Source organism: Chitinophaga flava, assembly GCF_003308995.1.
Taxonomy (GTDB): Bacteria; Bacteroidota; Bacteroidia; order Chitinophagales; family Chitinophagaceae; genus Chitinophaga; species Chitinophaga flava.
On the sequence record NZ_QFFJ01000002.1, the window covers coordinates 1,790,282 to 1,809,887 of the forward strand.

The following is a 19,606-nucleotide window of genomic DNA, read 5'->3' on the forward strand; positions in this document are numbered from 1 at the left end:
ATCACAACTGATGAACGGGTTGGAAATGGGTATGTGTCAATTGGGATTCTTCTCCGACTGCAAACTGCTGGAAGGCAATCCGTTTTTCGATGGGGTATACTTCACGGCCCAGCATCTCCCTGATAATACAGGCGTTACGATAGCAGCCCATTCCCAGGTCGGGTGTTACAAAGCCATGGGTGTGCAGTTCGGCATTCTGAACAAAAATTTCATGGTCGTTGGTGTCTATTGTATAGTTTCTGTTGACAATGTAACGTCCGCGGTCATCGAGCCTTATTTTATGCATGACAGGCTCCATAAAATCAGGGATCTGGTAAGTATAACCTGTGGCGAGTACCAGTCCAGAGCTATGATGGGTATAATGTTTTTCTTCTTCTTCCTGAAAAAAAGTAAGGTTGAATGAATCGGTGTTATCATGGTACGATATTTCCTGCAGGTCTGCATTGGTGCGTAAGGAGATATCAATGTCCGATACTAGTTTTTTAGCATAGATGGTATCGAAGATGGCCCCGATCAGGTCTGTGTTAATGCCTTTGTAGAGATGTTTCTGATGCTGCAGCAGGTGATCTCTTTTGTGTTGTGGAAGACTGTGGAAGTAATCAACATATTCGGGAGAAGTCATCTCCAAGGTGAGTTTGCTGTATTCCAGCGGGTAGAACCTCGGAGAGCGGGTGATCCAGTGCAGGGAGTAACCGTAAGTGTCGATGTCCTGCAGCAGGTCCATATAAATTTCAGCTGCGCTCTGACCGCTGCCCACAATAGTGATGGATTTTTTGGATTGCAGTGTATGTTTGTTGGGAAGATAATTGGCGGAATGTACAGCCTGATGCATGAATTTTTTACAGTTGGCGGGCACATATGGTACGGTGCCGGTGCCCAGTACAAGTTTTCTGGCTTTTATCACCACAGGGGCGCTGGTGGGCGTTGTACAGGTGAGTAGATAAATTTTTTCGTTTTCATCATAATCAATTCTCTCTACTGTTGTATTAAAATGTACTTCCGGTAGTTTACGGATAGCCCATTGGCAATACTGATTATATTCATTTCTGAGTATTTTGAAATTTTCCCTGATGTAAAAAGCGTATATCCGTCCCTGTTCTTTCAGGTAGTTGAGAAAACTGAAGGGGTTGGTAGGATCTGCCATGGTAACATGGTCTGCAAGGAAAGGAACCTGCAGCGTAGTGTCCTGCATGAGCATACCGGGGTGCCAGTTGAATGCAGGCCTTTTGTCGAGAAATATTCCATTCAGGTCGGGAATGGAATGGGTAAGGCACGCCAGTCCGAGGTTAAAGGGGCCAACACCAACAGCCGCAAAGTTATAGATCATTCTGTTCATAGCATTTTCATTTAATTGATAGCAGGGTATTAAAAGTACGTGTGCCCGATAACGTTATCAATCGCCTTGAACTGGTAAAAACCTGGTAGGATGCGGGTATCCTGATTACCATGATCATGGTATAAATGCGGTGTTATGACAGTAGGGGAAATAAAAAAACGGACAAGACCGGGAGGTGCTTGTCCGTTTATGTGGTTGGGCCGCAGTATGGCTTATGGAGAGCGTTTAACGATACCCGATTCGAGTGCATAGTTGCACAGTTCAATAGCAGAGTGCAGTTGTAGTTTCCGCATGATATTTCTGCGATGCGAATGAATAGTATGTTGGCTCAGATGCATGATGCCGGCGATTTCTTTATTGGATTTTCCGCTGGCTATCTGGCGGATGATTTCTGTTTCCCTGACAGATAAGCCTTCCGGAGGAGAAGCAGGAATAGAAGGAGTGCTTTTTCTGTCTGCCAGTAATAAGTCGAGGGCAAAGGTACAGAAGAACTTTTCGCCCTGAATGGCGCCGATGATGGCCTGGCGGACATCTATCTTCCTGCACTCTTTCGTCAGTACGCAATAAACGTTACTGTCGAGTAGTTTGAAGAGGTCCGTTTTTTTCTTCTGGCTGGATATGAGGATCACCTTGCATTCCGGTATAACAGACAAGGTGCCAAGCAGTTCATCAGCATCAAAGTATACAGGATCATAATCCAGAATGAGTATATCCGGGTGAAAAGAAAGAAGGGCAGGCTTCAGTTCTTTACTGTTACCTGCCTCTTCTACCCTGTAGTTATTTTGAAGCTCTGTCAACAAACTTTTAATTCCTTCTCTGTAAACGGGTTGAGCATCTGCCAGTATAATACGAGTCGAGTCTGTACTGTTCATAATGCTGATAAAACAACCAGCCCGGACCTAAGTCCGAGCCAGCAGTGTATCTTCACGATAGTCTTTTTAAACGGCATGCCGATTATTTGATTACATCCTTGCAATAGGTAATACAGTGCCATACGCGTTCATAAGGTTTTCCTCCGTGTTCTCCTTTTTCATCTTCCGTGAAAGTGCCTTCCAGCAGGTATCTTCCGTTCCAGGCCGGTACATATGTAAACGCCTCTCCGGACTCACCTTTTATTTTTTTGGTCCAGCCAGTGGGTGATTGGATGGTCAGCTCTGTTTTAGGCAGTGTATTTTTTGTTTTATGCTGCAGGGATACTTTTTCAGCTACGTTCACCTTTTTGGTGGCGGGTCCGCTGGTCAGCAATACAAAGTCATTTTCTTTCAGGTTGTTAACTCCTTTGTCGTTATTTACCTGAACAATGCCCTGCGCATAATAATGGATCTTACTGCCACCGTATATTTCCTGAACGGTATGATCGATGTACAGAATATAGGCGCCATCGGTGGCGGGGGTAAAGGTCGCTTTAAAATGATTGCCTGCGGGTGTACATTCCAGTTGTTGTTTTTTACCGGAAGGATCGATCAGGTAAAGGTTGAAGGCTTTCATGTTGCTGAACCAGTGCTGAAGAGAGTCGCGTTCGTTGTCGGCATATTCTCCCAGAAATATTTTTACTTCCTGGGCTTGTCCCTTGCGGCCGTAGACGGCTGTTTCGATCCAGAGTGCATGCCCGAAAACGGTATACATGCAGCAGCATAACATTGCAGAGAAAAATAGTTTTTTCATATTATTTTCAGGATTTAAGATTAAAAACGATATCCGAGGCTCATCCTCACGTTACGACCGGGTTCTGTCTGCCAGTAATAGATTTTGTTTCCGTAGTTGTCGGCGGAAGGTGCTCCGGTGTAGAGGTATGCGTTAAGTACATTGTTGACCAGCATATTAATGCTGAACTTATTCACGGTATATGCCAGCCCTGCATCCATTCTGAAGTAGTCGGGCAGGAAGTTTTCACTTTTATCATATACCTGTCCTGCAACACGCCCGATTTGGTATTGATAACCGATATTGGCACGAAGTCCTTTTAAGGCGCCGTTTCCGAGGGTATAGGTAAGCCAGGTGTTCTGTATATGTTTGGCAATACCGGGAACATAGTTGCCTACCAGTTTGGCATCTGCATCTTTGGAAACGATACCGTCGGTATAGGCATAGTTGACAACCAGGTTAAGCCCTTTCACCACTTCTCCCTGGAAATCGGCTTCCAGTCCTTTAATGCGCTGCTGGCCGTTTTGACGGCTGTATATAAACTGGTTGGTAGTAGGATCTCTGTGTTCCAGATCGGTTGTCAGCACATTGTTTTTAGTGATCTGATAGATGGCAACAGAAGAGGTAAAGCGGCCGTTGAACCAATCCCGTTTAATACCAAATTCAATATTGTCGCCTGTCATTGGATCGAAGGCTTTTTTCTGCCAGTCGAGGCCGGGATTCTGGATGAAGCTCACATCATATACACCATAAACCGCACTATGTCTGTCCAGAGAATAGCTGATACCGAAGCGGGGCGTGAATTTGCTGTCTTTGTTGGTACCATCGTAGGGGCTCAATACGTTGTTGGTGGTATATCTACCGGCCAGGGTTACACGTAGCTGATCATTGAAAAAGCCGATCTGGTCCTGGAGGTATACTGCATTGTAGCCATAGTTGTATTGAACACCACGGGTACGGATATCTGCAGAGCGGTCCCATTTAGGCTGAGTAACGGCACCATGATTAGGTTTGTAGATGTTGAAGGGAACATCGCCGAAAGACGCGGCCTGTGCCCAATCGGCGTAGTAATTACTGTATTTCATATCTACGCCGCCGAGGATATTGTGTGTGACAGCTCCTGTGCGGAAGGTGCCGTTCACAAATACCTGCGCTGTTTTATTCAGGCCCAGTGCATCCCATATGCTGATGTTTCGTTGAAGCAGGCTGTCATTGTCCTTGATGGAAAACCCTGATGGCCACATACTCTGGCCGATTTGTTTATAGTGGAAGAAACCGAATTGGGCAGTCAGTTTCCAATCCGGAGTAAATTTATGTTCATAGAAGGCCATGACACTGTTGTCGTTGATTTTAGTAGGGGCCATGTTGCCTTCAATGGTGGTGAAGTTGGTGGGCAGGTCACCATAACCACGTTTGGAGAAGGAATAGTTTCCGCCGATAACCGGCAGTTGCATATACTGCAGGTTGTATTCCAGGGTGATGCTGTTTTTTTCGTCTATCAGATATTTTAATACGGGGGAGATGCTGTACCGGTTGGTATAGTCAAAATCACGCCAGCCGTTTTTCATTTCACCAGCCAGGTTGAGGCGATAAAGCAATGATCCGTTTTTGGATAGTTTGCCGTCCAGGTCAAGGGTGGTGCGGTAGTTGTCGTAGCTGCCCAGAGAGAGGGACACTTCACCCTGACTCACACCGGTAGGTTTTTTGGTGACTACGTTGTACATGCCACCGGGTTCTCCGTTAGACATCATAAAGCCTGCAGGGCCTTTAATAAACTCAATACGGTCTACCATGCTCATGTCTTCCGTAAGCGGGCTCCAGGAACTGATAAACACATTCATGCCATTGCGGAGTGAGTTGGCGCGGGAACCACGGATCTGTATGTTGGAATACATATCCCAGTGGCCCAGGCGGGAGGCGCCGCTCACATTCCTGGTCACGCCCTCCTGCATATTATAGATCTGCTGGTCTGCCAACACCTCTCTGGAAACTTCGGCAATGCTCTGTGGTATTTCTACCAGAGGAGCATTTAATCGCAGTGAATTGGAAGGAGTAAGAACTGTATATTTATTATAGTCTCCTACAATGGTCACTTCTTTCATCTGCTGGCCTGAAGCGCCCAGGCTGATGGTTATCTGGGAGATTTTGTCGGTCTCTACTTCCACGTCCTGAAGTACTTTCTCATATCCTATCAAAGAGATGACCAGCGTGTATTTCCCTGGTTTTATTTTTTTGATGACAAATTCACCATTGGCATCGGTGAGCGCGCCATGGTTGGAATGATCTATTCTAACGGTAACATATGGTGCAGGCAAGCCATCTGAAGTCATTACTTTTCCTTTGATTGCGGAGAGAATGTCTCCCGCTATTGCCTGGCTCCGGGCGGTTAACAGGACCATCATAAACAGCAGTACTTGTTTTACCCGCGGGCGCAGATAGAATTGTTTCATCGGCTTTTTTCTTTTTTAGTGTAAAAGTATACCGCGGTAAAAAAGTAGCATTTGCGAAGCGGGAAATTGATTTACGCAATCAGGAAAAATCGATAAAATATGTTATTTATTAATTATGTGTTGGTTCGGGAAGTAAATGATACTGTCAGGTTTGCTAATCAGTGTAATAATATCACTGCGGTTATTTTTCTGTGGATGTTCCTATCTTCAGCATCCTGTAAGAAATCTCTGTCATGCCAAACCCTCCTGATATTTATTATTACCATCAATAATCATCAAACCCACAAATCCACAAACATGAAAAAGAAAAAACTGTCCTTGTCCAAAAAATTGTTCGTTCAGAAAGAAACTATTAGCCTGCTGTCCCAGGAACAACAACATGGAGTAATAGGTGGAGCACGTACTACCTATGGCTGCCCTACCTGGTTACCTAATGCGGGTTGTTTAACAGAGACTACCCCACAGATCCTTTGTATCTAATTAAACATTTTTCCTGTACGAAGAAGCCGTCTCATTTTTGAGACGGCTTCTTCGTTTATATTCTGTTTTATGTTTTTAAATATTATCATTTTATATATTTTTGTCTGCAAAAAACTTACAGAGGAATATTGAATGATGAAAGAACAATACAACGAGTTTGCTTCTATTGCTGTATGCTATAACGATAAAATACGCCAGGCAGATGTTTTTCATGAGCCAATTCGTAGAGAAATGTCAGTTGTTGACAAGGTTGTAAAAATGATGGAATGGAATCAGCTCAATTATGATCAAAGGAGAGAATGGCGGGTGAACATGCTGAATGCGGCAAAGAATATGGCAAAGAAGGAAGGAATGTCTTTAGAGGGATTCAAATATGACGAATTGTTTTGTATGTGGGATGAAAGATTGGCTATGGCAATCAATATGCTGGATCAGCTTTTAAAAGAAGAGTCAGATACTACGGAGCGAAAATTGTTGTTCAGGTTGCATGCTATGTTTCTGGCTGAACAATATTTTCTTAATATTGACAGGATGTTTGAAAAATCTTATCACAATGATTATTATGTGATGGTTGACGTAATGATCGATTTTTCAGAAAGTAAGTATGCTGATAAGATAGGTATTGAAGATCTTAAAAAATGTTTTGTATACATGTATAAACATTGGGAGAAACGGCCTTATCAGGAAGTGTGAGCCTCTTCGTATGTAATTCTGGAAACATTCTGGAGAAATTGTTAACGAAGCATGATGAATTAATTATGTTTACGTGAAATCCATCGTCCCTACTATGTTCTGAGGTAATAACTATACACATTTGCAGTGTTAAAATAAACATATGGCCACTGCAAAAAAATTTACAAAACTAATTTTTTCAGCATTTCTTGCATCTTTCACCCTTCAGGCTTATTCACAAGTGATTAAAGGTCGGGTCACAGATGCGGTAACCGGTGAACCCTTAGTAGGTGCCACCGTCGTTTTAAAAGGTCTTTCCGGCAAGGCCATCGTGAAGCTGGATGGCTCCTTTCATTTTAAAAACCTGAAACCAGGCGCCTATGAACTGATGGCTACCTATATCGGTTATTCAGTGGCGAAGGCTGGCCCTGTGCATATCAAATCAGATAATGATATAGAGGTGGTGGATATCCTCGCCAAACCATTGCATAGCGAGCTTTCAGGAATCACCGTAGTGGGCAGCTCCCGGAATGATGAGTCAGGAGCACGGCACCTGGAACAAAATGCTAATCAGGTAGTCAATATCCTGTCCTCCAAAACACTGCAACTGCTGCCTGATATCACCGTCGCCAATGCGCTGCAAAGGGTCAGTGGTGTGACCATCGAAAAAGGAAGCTCCGGAGAAGGACGTTATCCTATCATACGCGGGATGGATAAACGTTATATCAATACCCTCGTCAACAATATTAAAATCCCCAGCCCTGATAATAAAAGCCGCTTCATCCCGCTGGACCTTTTTCCTTCCGAACTGCTGGAGCGGCTGGAAGTCAGCAAAAGCCTGACACCCTCTATGGAAGGTGATGCCATCGGAGGTACCATCAACCTGGTTATGAAAGATGCTCCAGCGACTAAACTGCTGCAGGTAAATTTTTCAGGCGGTTATAACAACATCTTTGCAGACCAGCCTTTTCAATCCTTCTCCAGCAGCACCATGAACAAACGGTCGCCCAACCAGATCAACGGCCCCGCTTATGCTGCCAGTGAATCCGAGTTCCCGCTGGGACACCTGAACTATACTCCTAAATCAACACCTATCAATACCACAGCTGGTCTTACCATCGGTAACCGCTTTGGCAAAAATAAAGAGCTGGGCGTTATTTTATCCGGTAGTTATCAGAATCAGTACAGAGGTACCGCTACTTCCGTATTTACCACCGCTACCACACCCAACGTAGACAATATCCCTTCCTTTGAATTTCTGCGCGAACGGAAATATTCTACCCATACACAACGTATAGGCGTTAGCGGTAAGGTAGACTATCGCTTCAACCAGAGAAACAAAATTTCTCTTTTCTCTACTTATGTTAACCTGGATGATAAACAGGTGAGGGAATCGTATGATACTACGAATGCCATTAACCAAACCCTCTCATACTCCTACAGGACTACCTGGCAGTATCAGTCTATTTACAACGCCACTTTACAAGGTGAACATCAGATAACCGGCAGCAGCAAAATAGACTGGTCCGCAGCATATTCCATCGCCAAAAACAGCATCCCGGATCAAACCTCCTTTTCTCATGGCGGATTAAGCGTTGATAGAACCGGCAGCAAAGTACAACTGACCGGCGACGACATCTTAAACTCCATGGACCGCAACTGGATGAAGAACAGCGATAAGGACCTTTCCTTTTATGCCAACTATACCAAAGCAACAAAATTACTGAACCGGTCTTTTGAACTGAAAGCAGGTGCTTTGTACCGGAATAAACACCGTGATAATTTCTACAACTACTATACGCTGAATCCATTGCGCATGTCGGGGAACAACCAGCTGTTCACCACTATTGATGCAGCGAAATTTACCTTCATCGGCTCTAATGCCACTGCGCAACTGAACGGTAACAACTACACGTTCAGCGAAGATGTCTCTGCTGCTTATCTGCAGGGTAAATGGCAGCTCACACATCAGTTGGAAGCATTAGGTGGTGTAAGGCTAGAACACACCAAACAACAATACAATACACAGCTGCCAGCCACTGCAGATTATAAAGACGGTACCATTTCCTACACCGACCTCTTGCCAAGTCTGCAACTTAAATATCAGCTGTTCCGTAATCAGACACTGCGCCTTTCCTATTACAAAGCCATCGCCAGACCTCAGTTTTCTGAACTGATACCAGATGGCCCCGATAACTATGAACTGTTTAAGGAGAGAGGAAATCCTGAAGGACTGCAGCATTCCACTGCACATAACTTCGATTTCCGGTATGAGCTCTTCCCCGGTAAAGCAGACCAGCTGTTGCTGGGCGTGTTCTATAAAAAAATCGATGACCCCATCGAACTTTCTGTAAGGAAGTTTGGCTACAATTCCCAGGTGTTTAAACCTGTCAACATTGGAACAGCGGCTACCAACTATGGATTTGAAGCGGTATTCATCAAATACATCGGCTCTTTCGGTATCTCTGCCAACTATACCTATACCCACTCCAGCATTACCAACGACAGTATGCTGTACAAATACAGAGATCCGCAGTTAGGTATCACTGATAAATACATATCAGAAACAAGGCCCATGCAGGGACAGGCCAATCACATTGGTAACCTGTCTGTATTGTATAAAAACACGAAAACAGGAACAGACCTGCAGGTGGCGGTGGTATATACCGGTGAAAGACTGGCTATCCTGAATACCTATGCAGGCCTGCATTACTGGCTGCAACCCACCACTCAGCTGGACCTTTCCTTTGAACAAAGAATCTATAAAAAACTGACTTTCTACGGCAAGATCAATAACCTGACCAATACGCCTACCGTTACCAGTATGCACATCCCTTACAACAACTATCTGCAGAAAACCAGTGTGCCATTAAGCCAGCAGTCAACTCCTGATGATAAGATCGTTGTGCAGAAAGACTATTACAAAACATCCTTCTTATTTGGTTTCAGATACAAACTTTAAAAAAAGCAGTATGAAGCATAATATATTCAGTATCGTTTCTCTTCTGACCTTATTGGCGTGTACTGCGGCATGCAATAAAGTGGCAGATACCAAAGACCTGTATAAAGCGCCACAGGCGATAGCTTCCCCGGTAAGTGATGCGGTATGCCTTGGGTCTGATCCGTTGAACAACGCAGTAAAAGGGACTATGCTGGCAGGTAAGACCTATACCGTGTGTGGCGATATCTTCATTAATGAAAAAGATACCCTTATCATCCAGGAGGGAGTAACGATCAAGTTTACAGGAAATTATGGATTAGGTGTCAGAGGGACACTCATTTCACTGGGTACCCAGGAAAAGCCCAATCTGATTACTTATCCGGGTATTACCAAAACAGATACCTATGGCGCAGACCCCAATCAGGACCCGGCTCTTCGTGGTAAATGGGTAGGTATTATCGGTGGCGCTACCTGTCCGCTGATGGTGATCAAATGGACCCGCATTGAATTTGGTGGCGCCGCTATCCCGGCTGCCAGCGGCATCCGCCAGATTTATACCAGCCCTTATCCGCTGTTTTTCCAGAATCCTCACGGCGTATTTGTAATGGAAGACTCTTGGATATACGGCAGTGTAGATGATCCGCTCAGAATTTTAGGTGGTAAAGTGTCTATCATGCGTAACACCTTTGAAAAATGCGGATACACCGGTGGTGAGGCCATGAACGGCAAAGCCGGCCTGAGAGGCGACTTCGCCTATAACCTCTGCATCGGTATGGCTACCAACGGCCCCAAACTTTCCAATGCCGGCGCCATTGCAGGCGTGCCTAACAGTAACATGCGAATCTACAATAACACCATCGTGAACTGCGGATACAGAAGATCATCAGCAGGACGCGGCGGCTCTGTCAACTTTGAAGAAGGTGCCGGCGGAATGGCTTACAATAACCTCATCATTAACTGTAAATTCGGTCTGAGGGTGGTACAAAATCCTATCGCCGATACAGCTAATCTGAGCTACGGTTACAACTATACGTATACGGATTCTATGTCTGTAGCCAACAATATTTATCCTACACAGGCGATCAGTGTATGTATCAGTAAAGCACCTGCTACTGACTTCCCGGCTCCGGCTTCTTTTCTGCCGGCCAACTGGGTACCTGGTGCTACCTATGCAGCCAATCCAGCCATACTGGGAGCTAATAACCCGCAGTTTGTGAATGGGCCCTGTCCTTTGCCTGCTGGTCTTAACCTGAGAGATATTTCTTTTGTAGGTAAATATGATTTCAGACTGAAACCCACTTCACCCTGTATCGGTAAAGGTTTTACCGCATTCTCGCCCAGAGCTGATGTACCGGTACATCCCATCTATGGCGCTACCGAAATCACCCCGCCGGGAAAAGATATCGGATGTTATCAGTTCAACGGCTATGGCAACAAACACTAATCTAAACCGCGAATAATAATGTTGAAGAGGACGTATTGTTTATTTTTTGGCTTGTTTCTTCTCACTAAAGGAATCAACGCACAAACAAATCATTCTTTTATTACACCGCCCTACCTGCAGATAGGCTACCAGCCTTCAGCCACTAGCATGGAACTGTTGTGGCATAGCGCCGACAGTATTGCTAACTGGGAGGTAGAGTATAAAACAGCTGCAGCAGGCAGCTGGCAGAAAACAGCCAGACCGGAAGCTACCAGGGTAGCCGTGGCCAATGTGAATACACATTTTGTATACAGAACACTTTTCACCGGCCTCACTGCTGGCAACAGCTTTAATTATCGGGTGTTAAAAAATAAAAAAGTAGTATTCACTGCTCAGGGCAAAGCACCCAAGGGAAAAGGCCAGCCTTACCGCTTTGTAGCTTTCGGTGATATTGGCGCCGGCACATCCAGTGCTAAAACACTGGCCAGGCAGGCATATGGCGTGAATCCCGATCTGGTAGTAGTACCAGGAGATATTGTATATGAAAGAGGATTGATATCTGAATATCGCACCAAATTCTGGCCGGTATACAATGCAGATACTATCAGCAGCGAAGGCGCTCCGCTGATGCGTTCCATTCCCTTTGTAGCGGCCTTGGGCAACCATGACGGTGATACCCGCGATCTAAACAGTTACCCCGATGCGCTGGCCTACTATAGTTTCTGGGATCAGCCACTGAATGGCCTGCAGGGAACAGAAGGAGGTCCGGTGGTACCGTTGATTAAAGCAACCGCTGAAAACAAAAAAGCCTTCGAAACCGCCGCGGGCAAAGCGTATCCTGTAATGGGCAACTTCTCTTTCAATTACGGAAATACGCACTGGACTTTCATTGATTCCGATACCTATGTTGACTGGACAGACAGCACATTGTTGAAATGGGTGGCTAATGACCTGAAATCAGCTACAGATGCCACCTGGAAGATAGTAGTGTTTCATCATCCCGGGTTTAGCTCCTCCAGGGACCATTTTGAACAACAACAGATGCGTTTGTTGTCGCCTGTACTGGAAGCGGGTAATGTGGATGTGGTATTGAACGGTCACGTACATAACTACCAGCGCAGCTTCCCTATGCATTTCAGACCGGATAAAAAAGGTACTTTACTGGTAGGTGGCAAAGACAACAAAACCATCCGCGGCCGCGTTGTGACCGGAAAATGGCAGCTGGACAAAACCTTCGATGGCCAGTCGCAAACCAAAGCCAATGGCATCATCTATCTGGTAACCGGCGCAGGTGGGCAGGAACTGTATAATGAAGATCAACAGGAGGATACCGATTCCTGGCAGAAGTTTACCTATAAATTTATCTCCAGCACACATTCCTTTACTGTAGCGGATGTAGATGGAAATAAAATCATATTCAGGCAGATGTCGGAAGAAGGAAAGGAAGTAGATAATTTTACCATCACCAAATAAATACAGCTTAAGAAAAGAGGGTGTCTCCTTGTTTTTACAAACATGGGAGATACCTTTCTTTTTTATCGCAAACGGATGTATCTGCAGGTGTATTTTAATTTTTTTTGATTAACAAATTGATCTGATCAATTATCGTACATTAAAGAAAATAAAAAAATAATTGCTATGTACCCTAAAGAATTACGTTATACCAGAGATCATGAATGGGTGTTGTTGAAGGATGGCACGGCCCTTATTGGTATCACAGAATTTGCTGCGAAACAATTGGGTGATATTGTGTTTGTGGAACTTCCGGAAGTTGGCAAAAAATTCGATGCCGCGGAGGCATTTGGAACAGTGGAATCCGTGAAGGCAGTAACGGAGGTATTTTCCCCCATTTCCGGTACTGTTACTGAAATAAACCAGGACCTTAGCGAAGATCCAGAGGATCTAAATACCGACCCTCATGCGAGCTGGATAATAAAAATAAAAGTGGCAAATCCTAAAGAGGCTGATAGCCTGCTGACTGCAGAGCAATACGAAGCCTATATCAAGGAAGGAGAAGCGTAATAAATAAAAAAAACTATTCTATAATCCTATGGACAGCTGATACATAGGCAAACAAAGTCGCTGTTGATATAAGCTACCACTAACAAATTTGAATCTATTTTGGGAAGAGCATAAAAAACGCAGCAGAATAATACTCCTGCTGCGTTTTAGACATTTTTATTGTGATTTATTTATCTATTGTTGTTTCGTGATGTTTCAATTCAGCAATGCGTCCCACTAAATCCGCGAGGCGGTTGGAATATCCGAATTCATTATCGTACCAGCCTACCACTTTCACCAGGTCTCCCACGATGGAGGTTAGTAAAGCATCGAAGGTACAGGAATAAGGATTATCTACGACATCTATGGATACGATGGGTGCTTCTGTATATTTCAGTACACCTTTCATGGAAGTGGCAGCAGCTTCCTTAAATTTGGCATTGATCTCGGCTACGCTTCCGGGTTGTTTTTTCAGCGTGCAGGTGAAATCAGTCAGCGAGCCATTTAAAACGGGTACGCGTATGCCTGCGCCGCCCATTTTACCTTCCAGATGTGGAAATATAGAGGTGATGGCTTTTGCCGCGCCTGTACTGGTAGGAATAATAGATGCTGATGCAGCCCGCGCTCTGCGGAGATCCCTATGTGGCGCATCATGCAGGTTCTGATCCCCTGTCATGGAATGAACGGTGGTAATATAACCATCTTTGATACCCCAGTTGTCATCTAACACTTTTACCATAGGCGCCACATTGTTGGTGGTGCAGGATGCATTAGATAATATCGGAGCAGTAAGATCTATTAAATGGTCGTTCACGCCCAATACAATAGTAGGAATATCTTTGTCTGATGAAGGCGCTGACACAATTACCTGCCTTGCGCCTGCCTGCAGATGCAGTTCTGCAGCTTTCCTGCTGGTAAATTTACCTGTCGCTTCGAGTACCAGATCTATATCCATGTCTGCCCATGGCAAATTCAGCGGATCACGCTCTGATAAAATACGGATCGGTTTCCCGTCAATAACCAGAGAATCGGCTGTGGCCTCTACACTTCCCTGATACTGACCATGTACAGAGTCGTACATGTAAAGATGTGCCAGTGTCGGAATATCTGCCAGATCATTTATCGCGATTACTTCAATTCCTGTTTTCTGCAGTAGCATACGTAAAGACATCCTGCCGATACGCCCAAAACCATTGATAGCTATTCTCATGCTTATATCTTTGTAGCCTGTAAAATTACCAGATATTGTACTAATAGCCAAAAGAACACTTGTTGTCTTTTTTTAATGCATAACGCTTAGTTCTCTACCGGTGGTTTAGTTAAAAAGTTTTCTGCATCCTTTGATTTAACCACTTTTATCTTCCCAAACTTATACATGAAGCTGACCCCAAAAGACCGGTAGGGGATATAGAGCAGGTTGGTAGCATTTAAATTGGCGGTTTCCTGAATAGTACGTTGTTTCAGATACCTTGCAAAGGGATTGACGGCCACAAAGCCGATACTGCCCTTATTATTAAACAGCTGTTTTTTAACCGCAAACGTATAGGAAAGAAAATCTGCCTGACGGCCCTGCCATCTTATCCCTGACTTATAATTGCCAAAAGCTTCTGCAATCAGGTCTTTCGTGATCTGCCAGCTGGTGTTCAGGTTCATCCGGTACTCAAAACCACTCATATTAGCAGGACTGGCATGGATATTATTGGTTTCCCGCCTGTACAGCTGCACATTAGGCCTGATCGTGATAATACGGCCTAGCACTATAGTGCCGGAGATATTAGTGCCTATCCTCGTTTCAGATGCGATATTGTCTCTCTGTGTTAAGTTCACGTTGTTATAGATCGCATCGCCAATGGTATATTCAGGATGAAAAGTGGTGTAGGATTTAATATCCGGACTGTTATGCGTGTATAACAACACGATGTTCAGATTATTATCGCCACTAAAATTCCGGTTATAGGCGAGTTTAAAATCATTCCCGATCTCTGGTTTCAGGAGAGGGTTACCCATCGTGATATTATGCGGATCAGCGAGATTGACAAACGGATTTAAGTCGCGGTAGTCAGGGCGCTCCAGACGATAGGCATAACTAAGGGAGAGCGTTTGCTGATTTTTAAAGGTATGTGCTATGGTCATTGATGGGCCTGCATTGCTGTAATCGGGGATAGCAGTCTGGCCAGCCTTATCGTAGGTGGCGTGGTTGGTGGTGTATTCCCAGCGGAAGCCTGCCAGCACGTTTAAATAGTGAAACAGGTTCATACTCCCGGAAACATATCCCGCATACACCTGACGTTTAAAAACGGAGTTATAGGACTGTTTATCATCGGGCGTCCATCCGCCATCAGCCGGATTATAGGAAAGGGCTGATGCACTACTGGAAAGTGTTTCTATCTCGGATTTCAAACCGGCCTCCAGCAGGAAATTAGCGGTAATGGGTTGGGCATAGTCAATGGCCCAGCTGTATAGCCGGTCGGTACCCGGATTATGACTGCCCGCGCCGGAAAATATGTTCTGATCATTGATACCATGCTGGGTCTGGGAATACGATGTCTGGTTATTACCATTGCTGTTATAGAGTATAATGGATAACTGCTGTTTATCCCTTTTGAACTTATGCCGGTAGTCAAGGGAAAGGTCCAGTGATCCGTTGTTAACGCGGGAGAGGGCGTTTCTGATGCTGGATGTTTCTTCCAGCAACCGGCCGTTAATATCCCTTGTATTATCATATTGTTGGATGATCCCATCGTTACTATTGCCAAAATGATTGTAACTAAGGGAGAACGAAATATTGTCTCTGGCGGTGGCGTCCCATTCTACTCCCAGGCCGGTCTGATAGCTGTTGCGGTGAAAATCATTTACACCATTTTGTTGCAGGTAGTATTTGTTGGTGGAAAAGGAGTCGGTGGCATTACGGTCTGTTGTGGTCCGGGTTTGGGACGTTAACTGTGCGCTGCCGTTGAAATAACCGGAAACAGACAGGTTATTGGCCTTATAATAAAGATTGACTGACCCGTTTTCGAGCCTGCTGCCAGCGGTAACATTTACGCTGCCGCCGAAGCCCTGTGTTTTATTTTTTTTGAGGATGATGTTGATGATGCCACCGGTTCCTTTGGCATCATACTTTGATCCGGGACTCGACATCACTTCTATGCTCTGGATCTGCGAGGCCGGAATCGTTTGCAGGGCGTCTGCAATACTCGTCCCGAAAATCGTAGAGGGCTTCCCGTTAATCAGGAACTGAACGCTGGGGTTGCCCAGCAGTTCCACGTTGCCGGAGGCGTCTACCGTTACCTGAGGAATCTTCCTGAGTACGTCTGTTACCATGCCTCCCTGCGAAGTTACATCGCGGTCTACATTATAAACCAAACGGTCTATTTTGTTTTCGACTAATTGTTTTTTGCCTGTTACCTCAACAGCATTAAGGGTTTTGCTGCCGGACCGCAGTAGTATTGTCTTTTCAAGAATGCCTTTATCGGTGGTCTGGATGGTCACTAACTCCTGGTAGGGCTCATAACCGGCATAACCTACCATAAGGCGGTAGGTTGCCGCCGGAACACGCTCCAGTACTACAATGCCGGTACTGTCTGTAAAAGTGGTGGCATAGTTTTTTTGAGTACCCGCTACTGTCAGTATGATAGTAGCCCTGTCCAGTGGCTGATGCCCAACGGCATCCCGTACCATCACTTTCAAGGATGTTGAAACCTGTGCAAAGCTGAATTGAATAAAAAGCAACAGTATTGCTGACAGCACTATTTTTCTGAACGACATAAAAATTACCATGATTATGCGTCGCAAATTAGCAGGCAATTCTGGAAGCTTTCTGTAGCAGGGTTTTACCAGTTAAAGGAAAAATGGTGCATCCCGTCTCTATATTCGTAGGAAGGGGATATCTGGGAGGAGATACATATCTGCCGTACAATAGACAGTCCAAGTCCGTTATTTTCGTTGTTAACGGTGTTTTTATAAAACCTGGAAAAAACCTTTTCTCTGTCGAGGGCGGTATCTGTTCCGGTATTGGAGATGCTGACAGACTTTGTGTCCAGGGAGATGGCAATGTTGCCGCCTGGTTTATTATGCCGGGTGGCATTGCTGAAAAGGTTATTCAGCAGTATTTCCAACAGGTCTGCATTCATTTTGATATAGGAATGACATACCTGAAGGCTATACGAAATTTCACTGTCTTCCCAGATTTCTTCAAACTGGCTGGCTTTCCGCTGTAAGCTGTCGTGCAATGCAATGTCCTGCTGATTGCTGAATTGGTTGTTCTCAATTTTAGTCAGCAGCAACAGCGACTGACTTAATCCGGACAGCCTGGTGACGGCACTGTAGGCTTCTGCCAGCAGTTCTATCTGTGTTTCTGTGAAGTTGTCCTGTTGTATCAGTACATCGAGTTTGGAGCGGATAATGGCCAGCGGTGTCTGAAATTCGTGGGACGCATTCTCCGTGAATTCTTTTAGTAAGTGGTATTCTTTACTGGCATTACTGGTCACCAATTGCAGATGTTCATTCATAATACTGAATTCATCAATATTACTTTTTTTGAACTCCACAGCTTGATGGTTGTTCAATCTGAAATTTTTCAGACTATTGAGGGTGCTGTAAAATGGCCGCCATAGCCTGGAAACAAAATAACGGTTGACAACAGCCAGGATCACTATGAGTAACAGGATCATGGTCATGGTGATCAATACAACGGTTTTGGTGATGTGTTTGATCCCTTCAAGCGGCCTGCTGATGATGATTCTGTAACGCTGATGATCGAGGCTGACAAAAAAAACGAGGGTACGGCCTATGTGTTTTTTGCCTTTCACGCGGATAGGTTCGCTGGCGTTGATCAGGTAAGGCTTGTCCACCGGGCTGCTGGCGGTATCTGTAGAAATCAGCAGATTGTCATACGTGGTAGCCAGTGGTAGTGCATGGTGCGTTTGTATATAGCTGTTGACCTTGTCCATCGTATCTTCCAGGTTTTCATCCAGTTCGTTGAGCAGCACGTTTTTGGTTAAAACATAACTGGCAATACCTGAAAGGACAAACAGTAAGGTCAGGATAAAAAAATTATGACGGTTGTAATGTACGATCAGCTTCATGCTGTCAGATTTTCTTCCACAAACTTGTATCCCATGCCATAGAGTGCTTTGATATAATCGGGACAGCCTTTGTCCATGAGCTTTTTCCGGAGATTTTTGATATGGGAATAGATGAAGTCGAAGCTGTATCCCAGCGTGGCATAATCTTCCCACAGATGGTCTGCAATAGCTTCTTTCGTGACTACGCGATTTCTGTTACTGATAAAATACAACAGCAGTTTGTATTCTTTTTTGGTGAGATGAATTTCTTCAGCACCGATTTTTACTGTTTTGTCGAGGATGTTAACAGTTAGTTTATCGAAGGAGATGATGTTGTTGCCTTCAAAACTTTTCCTCCGGATGATGGAGTTGATGCGGGCCGTCAGCTCTGCGAGGTGAAAGGGTTTGGTGAGATAATCATCTCCCCCCATTTCCAGGCCGGTTATTTTATCATCCAGCGAATTTCTGGCAGAGATGATGATCACGCCGGATGAGACTTTGCGCCGCTTCATGTGCTGCAGCAGCTCCAGGCCGCTGCCTCCCGGCAGGGAGATATCTAAAACGATGCAGTCATAGGAACAGGTGTCCAGCTTATCTTTTCCTTCAAAAAAATTGTAGGCAGCATCACATAAAAAATTGCTTTGCAGCAGATAACTATGGATGCTTTTTGTAAGTGGCTTTTCGTCCTCAATAATTAGTAATCTCATCGTTTGCAGGCTTAAAAGGGAATGTACTCGCCTTGCAAAAGTGGTTAATTAATTATTACTGAAGTATTAATTTAATATGAAATTTACCTGTCCGGGTACCGGACAGGTAAGCATGAATTTATCAGTGGCTGAGTAATGGAATGATATGTTCCCAGTTCAGCTGCCGGGCAAAGTCCAGGGCTGTTTTCCCATCCAGGGTCTTTGCATTTTTATCGGCGCCGGCTTCCAGCAGTACTTCTACGATGGTTTTGTTGCCAGCGATGGTCTCTTTATGTAAGAGGGTGTATCCCGCATCATCCTGCTGGGTGATCTCACTGGGGTGCTGCTGCAGAAAGCTGATGAAGCTGTCTTTCATATTCACGCTCATGGGATGTTCTGTCAGGTTGCCAGGATGTTCTTTTTGCCCGCGTACTAGCTGTATATCGTTATAATCGCCAAAATCGAGGTCCCATGCTTCATCGTGTTGCTGCCGTTCTTCAGGGCTCATGCCGGAACGCAGCAGTTGAACGGTAAAACCTCCATAACTCTTGCCTTCGGTGGCCAGCAGCCAGTCGCAGATGCGGGATAAGGGCGCTTCTACATAATCACCGTTCTTCACATTTTGTAGTCTGTCAGGTTCGTTGATCAATACACCGCGGACCGTCTCTCCATCAAAACTGATCTCGTTTACCCACATATATTCAACGATGGGTTTGCCGGGAGTGCCTGTCTCTTCCGAAAAGGCTATTTTAACGCAAGCGAAGTCCAGTGCAGGCACGATCCTGCGGGACTCCCAGGATAGTTCCCGCCAGCAGTATTTAAAGGTTTCCTGAGCTTTTTTAAAGGCCCCGAGCATGGCAGGGTCATCACCTTCTGAATAAAAAATATGCTTTTCTTCCATAGCGCTATA

General features: G+C 44.9%; 15 protein-coding genes. 6 read left to right on the forward strand and 9 right to left on the reverse strand.

Annotated elements, in window-relative coordinates; all coding sequences use genetic code 11:
- Nucleotide 1: 1 nt before the first annotated feature.
- The 4 genes from DF182_RS23515 to DF182_RS23530 all read right to left on the reverse strand — a co-directional run bounded on the left by DF182_RS23515 (nucleotide 2) and on the right by DF182_RS23530 (nucleotide 5,430).
- On the reverse strand, nucleotides 2–1,336 hold the full coding sequence (locus DF182_RS23515; RefSeq protein WP_113618230.1) for a lysine N(6)-hydroxylase/L-ornithine N(5)-oxygenase family protein: 1,335 nt from the start codon (nucleotides 1,334–1,336) through the stop codon (nucleotides 2–4).
- Nucleotides 1,337–1,548: 212 nt separating this feature from the next.
- On the reverse strand, nucleotides 1,549–2,208 hold the full coding sequence (locus DF182_RS23520) for a response regulator transcription factor (protein ID WP_113618231.1): 660 nt from the start codon (nucleotides 2,206–2,208) through the stop codon (nucleotides 1,549–1,551).
- 82 nt (nucleotides 2,209–2,290) lie between these two features.
- Nucleotides 2,291–3,001 (reverse strand): hypothetical protein, encoded by a 711-nt coding sequence (locus DF182_RS23525; RefSeq protein WP_147243525.1) that lies wholly within the window; start codon nucleotides 2,999–3,001, stop codon nucleotides 2,291–2,293.
- Nucleotides 3,002–3,021: 20 nt separating this feature from the next.
- The gene (locus DF182_RS23530; RefSeq protein WP_113618233.1) at nucleotides 3,022–5,430 is read right to left on the reverse strand and encodes a TonB-dependent receptor; all 2,409 of its coding nucleotides are present in this window, start codon (nucleotides 5,428–5,430) and stop codon (nucleotides 3,022–3,024) included.
- 297 nt (nucleotides 5,431–5,727) lie between these two features.
- Here DF182_RS23530 and DF182_RS32170 point away from each other — a divergent pair, with 297 nt between their 5' ends.
- The 6 genes from DF182_RS32170 to gcvH all read left to right on the forward strand — a co-directional run bounded on the left by DF182_RS32170 (nucleotide 5,728) and on the right by gcvH (nucleotide 12,968).
- Complete coding sequence (locus DF182_RS32170; RefSeq protein WP_147243526.1) at nucleotides 5,728–5,910, forward strand: class I lanthipeptide; 183 nt, start codon at nucleotides 5,728–5,730, stop codon at nucleotides 5,908–5,910.
- A 132-nt stretch (nucleotides 5,911–6,042) separates the two neighbouring features.
- Nucleotides 6,043–6,603: a hypothetical protein gene (locus tag DF182_RS23540; protein WP_113618235.1), complete on the forward strand. Its 561-nt coding sequence runs from the start codon at nucleotides 6,043–6,045 to the stop codon at nucleotides 6,601–6,603.
- Nucleotides 6,604–6,745: 142 nt separating this feature from the next.
- Nucleotides 6,746–9,544 (forward strand): TonB-dependent receptor, encoded by a 2,799-nt coding sequence (locus DF182_RS23545; protein ID WP_113618236.1) that lies wholly within the window; start codon nucleotides 6,746–6,748, stop codon nucleotides 9,542–9,544.
- A gap of 10 nt (nucleotides 9,545–9,554) precedes the next feature.
- Nucleotides 9,555–10,967, forward strand: coding sequence for a hypothetical protein (locus DF182_RS23550; RefSeq protein WP_147243527.1), 1,413 nt, complete (start codon nucleotides 9,555–9,557; stop codon nucleotides 10,965–10,967).
- An 18-nt stretch (nucleotides 10,968–10,985) separates the two neighbouring features.
- Nucleotides 10,986–12,419: a metallophosphoesterase gene (locus DF182_RS23555; protein WP_113618238.1), complete on the forward strand. Its 1,434-nt coding sequence runs from the start codon at nucleotides 10,986–10,988 to the stop codon at nucleotides 12,417–12,419.
- A 165-nt stretch (nucleotides 12,420–12,584) separates the two neighbouring features.
- Nucleotides 12,585–12,968, forward strand: a complete 384-nt coding sequence (gene gcvH, locus DF182_RS23560; protein WP_113618239.1) for a glycine cleavage system protein GcvH — start codon at nucleotides 12,585–12,587, stop codon at nucleotides 12,966–12,968.
- A 166-nt stretch (nucleotides 12,969–13,134) separates the two neighbouring features.
- Here gcvH and gap read toward each other — a convergent pair whose 3' ends face one another.
- From gap to DF182_RS23585, 5 genes are all read right to left on the reverse strand, one after another.
- Entirely contained in the window at nucleotides 13,135–14,157 is a 1,023-nt protein-coding gene (gap, locus tag DF182_RS23565; protein ID WP_113619702.1) for a type I glyceraldehyde-3-phosphate dehydrogenase, read from the reverse strand.
- Between the two features lie 86 nt (nucleotides 14,158–14,243).
- Nucleotides 14,244–16,712: an outer membrane beta-barrel protein gene (locus tag DF182_RS23570; RefSeq protein ID WP_161964232.1), complete on the reverse strand. Its 2,469-nt coding sequence runs from the start codon at nucleotides 16,710–16,712 to the stop codon at nucleotides 14,244–14,246.
- 65 nt (nucleotides 16,713–16,777) lie between these two features.
- On the reverse strand, nucleotides 16,778–18,031 hold the full coding sequence (locus tag DF182_RS23575) for a sensor histidine kinase (protein WP_113618241.1): 1,254 nt from the start codon (nucleotides 18,029–18,031) through the stop codon (nucleotides 16,778–16,780).
- Nucleotides 18,028–18,717 (reverse strand): response regulator transcription factor, encoded by a 690-nt coding sequence (locus DF182_RS23580; RefSeq protein WP_113618242.1) that lies wholly within the window; start codon nucleotides 18,715–18,717, stop codon nucleotides 18,028–18,030. Before DF182_RS23580 ends, DF182_RS23575 begins: the two co-directional genes overlap by 4 nt.
- A gap of 121 nt (nucleotides 18,718–18,838) precedes the next feature.
- Nucleotides 18,839–19,597 (reverse strand): DUF2314 domain-containing protein, encoded by a 759-nt coding sequence (locus DF182_RS23585; RefSeq protein ID WP_113618243.1) that lies wholly within the window; start codon nucleotides 19,595–19,597, stop codon nucleotides 18,839–18,841.
- Between the last annotated feature and the right edge of the window lie 9 nt (nucleotides 19,598–19,606).

Coding starts and splice junctions, on each gene's coding strand:
- DF182_RS23515 (WP_113618230.1), bottom strand. CDS start 1,336: ATGAACAGAATGATCTATAACTTTGCGGCTGTTGGTGTTGGCCCCTTT.
- DF182_RS23520 (WP_113618231.1), bottom strand. CDS start 2,208: ATGAACAGTACAGACTCGACTCGTATTATACTGGCAGATGCTCAACCC.
- DF182_RS23525 (WP_147243525.1), bottom strand. CDS start 3,001: ATGAAAAAACTATTTTTCTCTGCAATGTTATGCTGCTGCATGTATACC.
- DF182_RS23530 (WP_113618233.1), bottom strand. CDS start 5,430: ATGAAACAATTCTATCTGCGCCCGCGGGTAAAACAAGTACTGCTGTTT.
- DF182_RS32170 (WP_147243526.1), top strand. CDS start 5,728: ATGAAAAAGAAAAAACTGTCCTTGTCCAAAAAATTGTTCGTTCAGAAA.
- DF182_RS23540 (WP_113618235.1), top strand. CDS start 6,043: ATGATGAAAGAACAATACAACGAGTTTGCTTCTATTGCTGTATGCTAT.
- DF182_RS23545 (WP_113618236.1), top strand. CDS start 6,746: ATGGCCACTGCAAAAAAATTTACAAAACTAATTTTTTCAGCATTTCTT.
- DF182_RS23550 (WP_147243527.1), top strand. CDS start 9,555: ATGAAGCATAATATATTCAGTATCGTTTCTCTTCTGACCTTATTGGCG.
- DF182_RS23555 (WP_113618238.1), top strand. CDS start 10,986: ATGTTGAAGAGGACGTATTGTTTATTTTTTGGCTTGTTTCTTCTCACT.
- gcvH (WP_113618239.1), top strand. CDS start 12,585: ATGTACCCTAAAGAATTACGTTATACCAGAGATCATGAATGGGTGTTG.
- gap (WP_113619702.1), bottom strand. CDS start 14,157: ATGAGAATAGCTATCAATGGTTTTGGGCGTATCGGCAGGATGTCTTTA.
- DF182_RS23570 (WP_161964232.1), bottom strand. CDS start 16,712: ATGTCGTTCAGAAAAATAGTGCTGTCAGCAATACTGTTGCTTTTTATT.
- DF182_RS23575 (WP_113618241.1), bottom strand. CDS start 18,031: ATGAAGCTGATCGTACATTACAACCGTCATAATTTTTTTATCCTGACC.
- DF182_RS23580 (WP_113618242.1), bottom strand. CDS start 18,717: ATGAGATTACTAATTATTGAGGACGAAAAGCCACTTACAAAAAGCATC.
- DF182_RS23585 (WP_113618243.1), bottom strand. CDS start 19,597: ATGGAAGAAAAGCATATTTTTTATTCAGAAGGTGATGACCCTGCCATG.